Raw genomic sequence first — 6,957 nt, 5'->3', positions numbered from 1 at the left:
TGCAGGGCAGGCCCGCCCGGTCGCCACCGGAGCGCCCACGCCGCCCGGTGAAGTGGGCGTGCTCCGCTCCGAGCACGGCGCCGTCGCCGACGGCCTGCTGCACCGAGGCCCCGACGCTCGGGCCGACGAGCCCCGAGTGCGCGAGCACATTCGCCCCGCCGGCGAAGAGAGCGCCGCGGGCGAGACCCTGATCACGGCCGGTGCCGTGCTCACCCCGCCGCGGCTCGCGCTCGCCGCCGTCGCCGGGCACGACCTCCTGCCCGTGCGCGAGCGGCCCGTGGTCGACCTGGCGTTCCTCGGCGACGAGGTCGTCACCCGCGGCATCCCCGAACCGGGCTCGGTGCGCGACGCCTACGGTGTGCAGCTCCCGGGCCTGCTCGCCTCGCTCGGCGCCGACGTCGGCTCGGTCGAGCGCGTGCCCGACCGGCTCGATCGCACCGTCGACGCCGTGCGTGCCGGCGGCGGGCGGCTGCTCATCTGCACGGGCGGCACCGCGCGCGGCGCCTCCGACCACCTGCGCGCTGCGCTCGAGGCAGTGGGGGCCGAGCTCGAGGTCGACGGCATCGCAATGCGGCCGGGGCATCCGACCATGCTCGCCCGGCTCGACCCCGAGCGCGCCGTGCTCTGCCTGCCCGGCAATCCGATGGCGGCGATGGTGGCCTTCATCGTGCTGGGCGTGCCGCTCCTCGACGGCATGCTCGGCCGGCCCGCCGCGCCTCCACACGAGATCGAGCTCGGGGCCGACCTCACGGGCGCGCGCGTGACGCGTTTCGTCGCCTATCGCCGGGAACCGGGCGGGGCAGTGCCGACGCAACGACAGGGTTCGGGCATGCTCCGCGGCCTGGCAGACGCCGAGGGCCTGCTCATCGTGCCGACCGGCGGCGCCCATCGGGGCGAGCGCGTCGCGGCGCTGCCGCTGCCGTGGTGACGCCCGCCGAACCTCAGACGGCGACCTCTTCCGCGCCCGCTGCCGCACTCGACTCGAGGTAGGCCTCGAGCAGCTCTCCGATGCGCGACTTGCAGCCGCCGCAACCGGTGCCCGCACGAGTGCATGCACCGACGCTCTCGACGGTCGTGTGGCCCTCTGCGGCGACCTCGGTGATGCGCCCGGCGCTGACGCCGTTGCACCAGCAGACCGTTGCGGCCGGGTCGTCGGATGCCGCGGCGGCGACATGGTCGGGTCCGTCGTGCCGCAGCAGCACCGAGCGGTCGGCCGGCAGCTCGCCGCGTCGCTGGTAGAGCAGGGTGAGCTCGGCCGCCGTGCGCGGCATCCCGACGCACGCCATCGCCTCGAGCACGCCGTCGCGGGTCACGAGCTTCACGTAACGGCCGTGCTCGGGATCCGCCCACTGGGCGACGCGACGCGGCGCACCGGTCGTGATGGGGTCGTCGTCCCACGGCTCGGCTGACACGTCGCCCGCGGCGACGACATCGACGCCCTCGGCCTTCAGCGTGACGACCGACGGCGATTCGATCGGCAGCAGCTCGGGCGTGGGGAGCCCGGCGACCTCGGCGCGCAGTCGCGCGGCGAGCCACTCGGCCTGGCGCCATCCCGGCCCGATGAGCCCCGACGGCGCACCCGGCGCGTTCTCGAGGTCGATGAGCTCGTCGGGCTTCGCGAGCACCTGTGCGCAGTCGCCGATCGCGAACACGTCGGCGTCGCCCCAGCTCGAGAGGTCGCGGTCGACGAGGATGCCGGATGCCACGGGCAGGCGTGCGCTCCGGGCGAGCTCGGTGCGCGCCCGCACGCCGCACGAGAGGATCAGCATGTCTCCGTGGATCATCTTGCCGTCGGAGGAGAGCAATGCGTCGAAGTGCGCCCTGCCCTGTTCGTCGTGGGTGTAGACGACGTCTTCGATGCGGCTGTGCGCGATGAGGCTCACGCCCGCTGCGCGAGCCGCGGCGGTGAGCACGTGTCCTGCGCCCCGGTCGAGGTTGCGGCCCATCGGGAACCCGCCGGTGTGCACGACGCAGACATCGGCGCCCTCGCGAGCAGCTGCGAGCGCGATCTCGAGGCCGAGCACGCCCGCGCCGAGCACGATGACGCGGCGCCGGTCACGCACCGCGCGACGCACCGCGTCGGCGTCGGCGAGGTCGCGCAGCGCGGTGACGCCGTCGGCGAGCTCCTGGTCGTTGGATCGGAGCAGCAGGGCCTGGCGCTCGCGGTCGTTCATGAGGCGCGACTGCTCGAGGCCGCCGAGCGGCGGGATGAGGGCCCGGGCACCCGTCGCGAAGACGAGGCGGTCCCACGGCTCGACCGAGTCGTCGCTCAGCGTCGCGGTGCGGGCGCGGCGATCGATGGATCGCACGGCGACGCCGGTGCGCACGCTCGCACCGGCCCCGCGCAGTGCGACGGTGTCGGCGATCTCCATTCCGGCGAGCGTGGCATGGCCGACGGCGTACTCGGCGACGAGGACGCGGTTGTAGGCGTCGGATGCCTCGGCGCCCACGATCGTGAGCTCGATCGCCCCCGACTCGAGCGCGGGCAGCAGGTCTTCGGCGAATCGTGCCGCGACGGGGCCGAAGCCCACGACGAGCACGCGAAGGGGAGTGGTCATGAGATCGCCTCCGGGATCGGGCGCACGTGCACCGCGGCGGTCTTGAACTCGGGCATTCCCGAGATCGGGTCGGTGGCCGAGAGCGTGAGCAGGTTCGCGGTCTGGTCGCCGGGGAAGTGGAAGGGCATGAAGACCGTGTCCTGACGGATGTCGCCGGTGACCGCGGCACGACCGCGAGCCGTGCCCCGGGCTGTCTCGAGCTCGATCCAGCCGCCGTCTTCGATGCCGAGCCGGGAGGCGGTGGCCGGATGCAGCTGCACTCGCGCTTCGGGCTGGGCGGACTGGAGTTCGTCGACGCGCCGGGTCTGCGCGCCCGACTGGTAGTGCTCGAGCAGGCGGCCGGTGATGAGCGTGAGCGCGCCGCCCTGGTGCAGCGGCTCGGCCTTGGCCGAGGGGCGCACGGGCACGATGCGCGCGAGTCCGTCGGGGTGCGCGAATCGGTCGAGGAAGAGTCGCGGCGTGCCCGCCGAGCCGCGCGGGTACGGCCAGTAGGCCTCCTCGCCCCGGTCGAGCGCCTCGTAGCTGATGCCGGAGTAGTCGGCGAGGCCGCCCTCGGAGGCGAGGCGCAGCTCTTCGAAGACCTCCTCGGGCCGGTCGCTGAACGTCGAGGGGGCTTCGAGTCGCCGCGCGAGCTCGCTGAGGATCCAGAGCTCGTCGCGCACCCCGTTGGGCGGGGCGAGGGCGGCTCGTCGGCGGAGCACGCGGCCCTCGAGCGAGGTCATCGTGCCCTCCTCCTCGGCCCACTGCGTGACGGGCAGCACGAGATCGGCGAGCGAGGCCGTCTCGGTGAAGAAGAAGTCGCAGACGACGAGGAGGTCGAGCCGTTCGATGCCGGCTCGCACGGCGGCGACGTCGGGCGAGGAGATCACGAGGTTCGAGCCGTGCACGAGCAGGCAGCGCACGCCGTCGGGCTGCCCGAGGGAGGCGAGCAGTTGCACGGCGGGAAGGCCGGCGCCGGGAAGCGAGTCGGGGTCGATGCCCCACACCCGCGCGACGTGGGCGCGGGCCTCGGGGTCGGTGATCTTGCGGTAGCCCGGCAGCTGGTCGGCCTTCTGGCCGTGCTCGCGACCGCCTTGGCCGTTGCCCTGGCCGGTGAGGGTGCCGTAGCCCGATCGACCGGTGCCGGGGAGGCCGAGGAGGAGCGCGAGGTTGATCGCCGCCGTCGCGGTGTCGGTTCCGTCGACGTGCTGCTCGACGCCGCGGCCGGTGAGGATGTAGCTGCCGTTGCTCGCGGCCAGGCGGCGGGCGACCGAGCGGAGCTCCCAGGCCGGCACGCCCGTGTGCTCCTGCACGCGCTCGGGCCACCACTGGCTGACGCTGCGGGCGAGGCCCGCGGCGCCGACGGTGCGCTCGGCGACGTACTTCTCGTCGACGAGGCCCTCGGCGATGACGATGTGGATGAGCCCGAGCAGGAGCACGAGGTCGCTGCCGGGCGTGGGCTGCAGGTGCATCCCGCCGCCGTCGTGGGTGAGTCGCGCCGTCGCGCTCACGCGGGGGTCGACGACGATGAGCCCGCCCGCGGCTCGGGCACCCTCGAGGTGGCCGATGAACGGCGGCATGGTCTCGGCGACGTTCGAGCCGAGGATGAGGATGGTGTCGGCGTCGTCGAGGTCGGTCACCGGGAACGGCAGGCCGCGGTCGACGCCGAAGGCGCGATTGCCGGCTGCCGCGGCCGACGACATGCAGTAGCGGCCGTTGTAGTCGATGCGCGACGTGCCGAGGGCGACGCGGGCGAACTTGCCGAGCAGGTACGACTTCTCGTTCGTGAGTCCGCCGCCGCCGAACACACCGACGGAGTCGGCGCCGTGCTCGGCGCGGCTGCGGCGGAGCTTCTCGGCGATCTCGTCGAGCGCCTCGTGCCAGCTGATCTCGTCGAAGCCGCCGTCGGCGCGGCGGCGGAGCGGGCTCGTGAGCCGTTCGGCCGAGCCGAGCAGCTCGGCCGAGGTCCAGCCCTTCTTGCAGAGGCCGCCGCGGTTCGTCGGGAAGAAGCGCCCCGCGATTGTTGCGGCAGGCCCGGGCAACGCCGCCTCCGGCGCCGCCGTCACCGTCATGGCGCACTGCAGGGCGCAGTACGGGCAATGGGTGTCGGCGACGCCGGAGGCGATGGTCACGAGTGGTACTCCAGGTGGATCGGATGCATGGTGCCGGTGGTACTGCTAGATGCGCTGTCCCGCCACCGAGGAGCCGCGGCGCAGATAGAAGAAGGCCGTGACGGCGGCGAACACCACGTAGGCGACGATGAAGCCGATGAAGGCCGCGTCGTAGCTGCCGGTGCCGGTCTTGGCGGCTCCGAGCACCTGCGGGATCGCGAAGCCGCCGTAGGCGCCGACCGCCGAGATGATGCCGAGGGCCGCGGCCGCCTTGCGCTGCGTGCCGACATCCGCGGCGTTCTCGTGGGCGTTCGCCGTGCCCGCCCGGGCCGCGAAGACCGTGGGGATCATCCGGTAGGTCGAGCCGTTGCCGACGCCGCTCGCGACGAAGAGCAGCAGGAAGCAGCCGAGGAAGAGCCAGAAGTTCGCGGCCGGCAGGGTCAGCAGCACGAGCGTCGCGCCGAGCGCCATGACCCCGAACGTGACGACCGTGATGAGGGCGCCGCCGAAGCGGTCGGCGAGCTTGCCGCCGTAGGGACGGGCGAGGGAGCCGACGAGCGCACCGAGGAAGGCGAGCCCGACACCGGCCGAGCCGACCTGGATGGTCGAGAAGTCGGGGAACTGGTCGGCGATGAGCTTCGGGAACACGCTCGCGAAGCCGATGAAGGAGCCGAACGTGCCGATGTAGAGGAACGCGAGGATCCACATGTGCGGTTCGCGCACTGCGGCGAGCGAGCCGGCGATGTCGGCCTTCGCGCTCGAGATGTTGTCCATGAAGAAGTAGGCGCCGATCATCGCCGCGATGATCAGCGGGATCCAGAGCCAGCCCGCGAGCGGGAGGTTGAGCGTGGCTGCTGCACCGATCGTGATCGCGATCGGCACGACGAACTGGGCCACGGATGCACCGAGGTTGCCGCCGGCCGCGTTGAGCCCGAGCGCCCAGCCCTTCTCCCGCTGCGGGAAGAAGAACGTGATGTTCGCCATCGAGCTCGCGAAGTTGCCGCCACCGAAGCCGGCGAACGCCGCGATGAGGAGCATGACGCCGAAGGGCGTCTCGGGGTTGGACACGGCGATGCCGAGCCCGATCGCGGGGATCAGCAGGAGGCCGGCCGAGACGATCGTCCAGTTGCGGCCGCCGAAGCGGGGCACCATGAAGGTGTAGGGGATTCGCAGGGTCGCGCCGACGAGGGCGGGAATCGAGATGAGCCAGAACGTCTGCCCCGTGTCGAAGGTGAAGCCGACGGCCGGCAGCGACACGACGACGACGCTCCAGAGCTGCCAGACGACGAAGCCGAGGAACTCGGCGAAGATCGACCAGCCGAGGTTGCGCTTGGCGATCGCACGCCCCACGAGATTCCACTGCGACGTGTTCTCGGGGTCCCAGTTGTCGATCCAGCGGCCTGGCCGATGGACGAGTTCACTGGTCGCGGCGTCGGTCGAGGCCGCGACGCCGGGGGGCGTGGTCTGGGGTTCGGTGGTGAGTGCCATTGGGAGCCTCCGGGGGAGCGATGTGGGAACTCGGATATCAGGGACGCTATTCGCGCAGTGTTTCCGCGCTCGCCGTGCGAGGTAAAGGTTCGGTCACTGAGTCGTCACTTCTCACAGCGCCCGGTTGTTAGTCGGTGTTCACATGCCTGTTACATTCGCTCCGGCAAGTGTGCGTTCAAGAGATTTCGCGCACGTATCGTCTGCGTGACGCGGATGTACCGTTTCGAGCTTTCCTCGAACTCGCCGGCCGAGACGCGTTCGCCGTGAGGCCGTGCACGCCGCCCAGCCGCTTGCGACCCCGACGCTTTAGACTCCGGCACATGCCCGACGCACTCTGGTGGTTGCCCTCCGTGGTCGTGTTCGCGCTGGCCGGCCTGTTCCTCGCCGGCGCGGTCGTCGGGTTCCGGCGGCTCGGCGTGCGCCGCGAGCGGCAGTCGCTGACGGGCGCGCGAGAGCTCGAGGTGCGCGCGAAGGGTCTCATCGTGCAAGCCGACAATGCGACGCGAGAGGCCGAGCGCGAGGTGGCGTTCGCCGAGGCGCAGTTCGGCGAGGCCGCGGCACGCGAGGTGCGCACTGCCGTCACGCGGGCTCGCGGCTGGCTCCGCGAGGCGTTCCTGCTGCAGCAACGACTCGACGACGCCGAACCCGACTCCGCCGCCGAGCGTCGCACGTGGAGCGCGCAGATCGAGGGGCTCTGCCGGTCGGCGCTCCGGGCTATCGACGAAGCCGATAGCGCGCTCGCAGCCAGGCGCCGGGCCGAGCGCGGTGCGAGCGCCGATGCGCCCGCCCTCCGCGAGGACGCCGAGCGGCTCGGCCGCCGG

The 6,957-nt window shown here is 72.3% G+C and carries 4 protein-coding genes and 1 pseudogene; 2 read left to right on the top strand and 3 right to left on the bottom strand.

All coding sequences use genetic code 11. The features are described from left to right. On the top strand, window positions 1-928 hold a 928-nt coding region (locus tag ESP51_RS20000; protein ID WP_129522620.1), incomplete at its 5' end, for a molybdopterin molybdotransferase MoeA. A gap of 13 nt (window positions 929-941) precedes the next feature. On the opposite strand, the gene ESP51_RS19995 is transcribed toward ESP51_RS20000, so the two are convergent. The 3 genes from ESP51_RS19995 to ESP51_RS19985 are packed head-to-tail and all read right to left on the bottom strand — an operon-like array spanning window position 942 to window position 6,136. Next, the gene (locus ESP51_RS19995) at window positions 942-2,558 is read right to left on the bottom strand and encodes an FAD-dependent oxidoreductase (protein WP_129522619.1); all 1,617 of its coding nucleotides are present in this window, start codon (window positions 2,556-2,558) and stop codon (window positions 942-944) included. Beyond that, window positions 2,555-4,669 (bottom strand): molybdopterin oxidoreductase family protein, encoded by a 2,115-nt coding sequence (locus tag ESP51_RS19990; protein ID WP_422386868.1) that lies wholly within the window; start codon window positions 4,667-4,669, stop codon window positions 2,555-2,557. Before ESP51_RS19990 ends, ESP51_RS19995 begins: the two co-directional genes overlap by 4 nt. A gap of 45 nt (window positions 4,670-4,714) precedes the next feature. Then, on the bottom strand, window positions 4,715-6,136 hold the full coding sequence (locus ESP51_RS19985; protein WP_129522618.1) for an MFS transporter: 1,422 nt from the start codon (window positions 6,134-6,136) through the stop codon (window positions 4,715-4,717). 320 nt (window positions 6,137-6,456) lie between these two features. Between ESP51_RS19985 and ESP51_RS19980 the strand changes: the two are divergent. Then, window positions 6,457-6,957: pseudogene (locus ESP51_RS19980) on the top strand (TPM domain-containing protein); the annotation flags it as partial.

Source organism: Agromyces albus (genome assembly GCF_004134825.1).
Classification (GTDB): domain Bacteria; phylum Actinomycetota; class Actinomycetes; order Actinomycetales; family Microbacteriaceae; genus Agromyces; species Agromyces albus.
This window is presented reverse-complemented; position numbering and strand designations above follow the sequence as displayed.

Bases quoted from the DNA above. Each gene is read 5' to 3' on its own strand.
- ESP51_RS19985 (WP_129522618.1), bottom strand. From the start codon at position 6,136: ATGGCACTCACCACCGAACCCCAGACCACGCCCCCCGGCGTCGCGGCC.
- ESP51_RS19995 (WP_129522619.1), bottom strand. From the start codon at position 2,558: ATGACCACTCCCCTTCGCGTGCTCGTCGTGGGCTTCGGCCCCGTCGCG.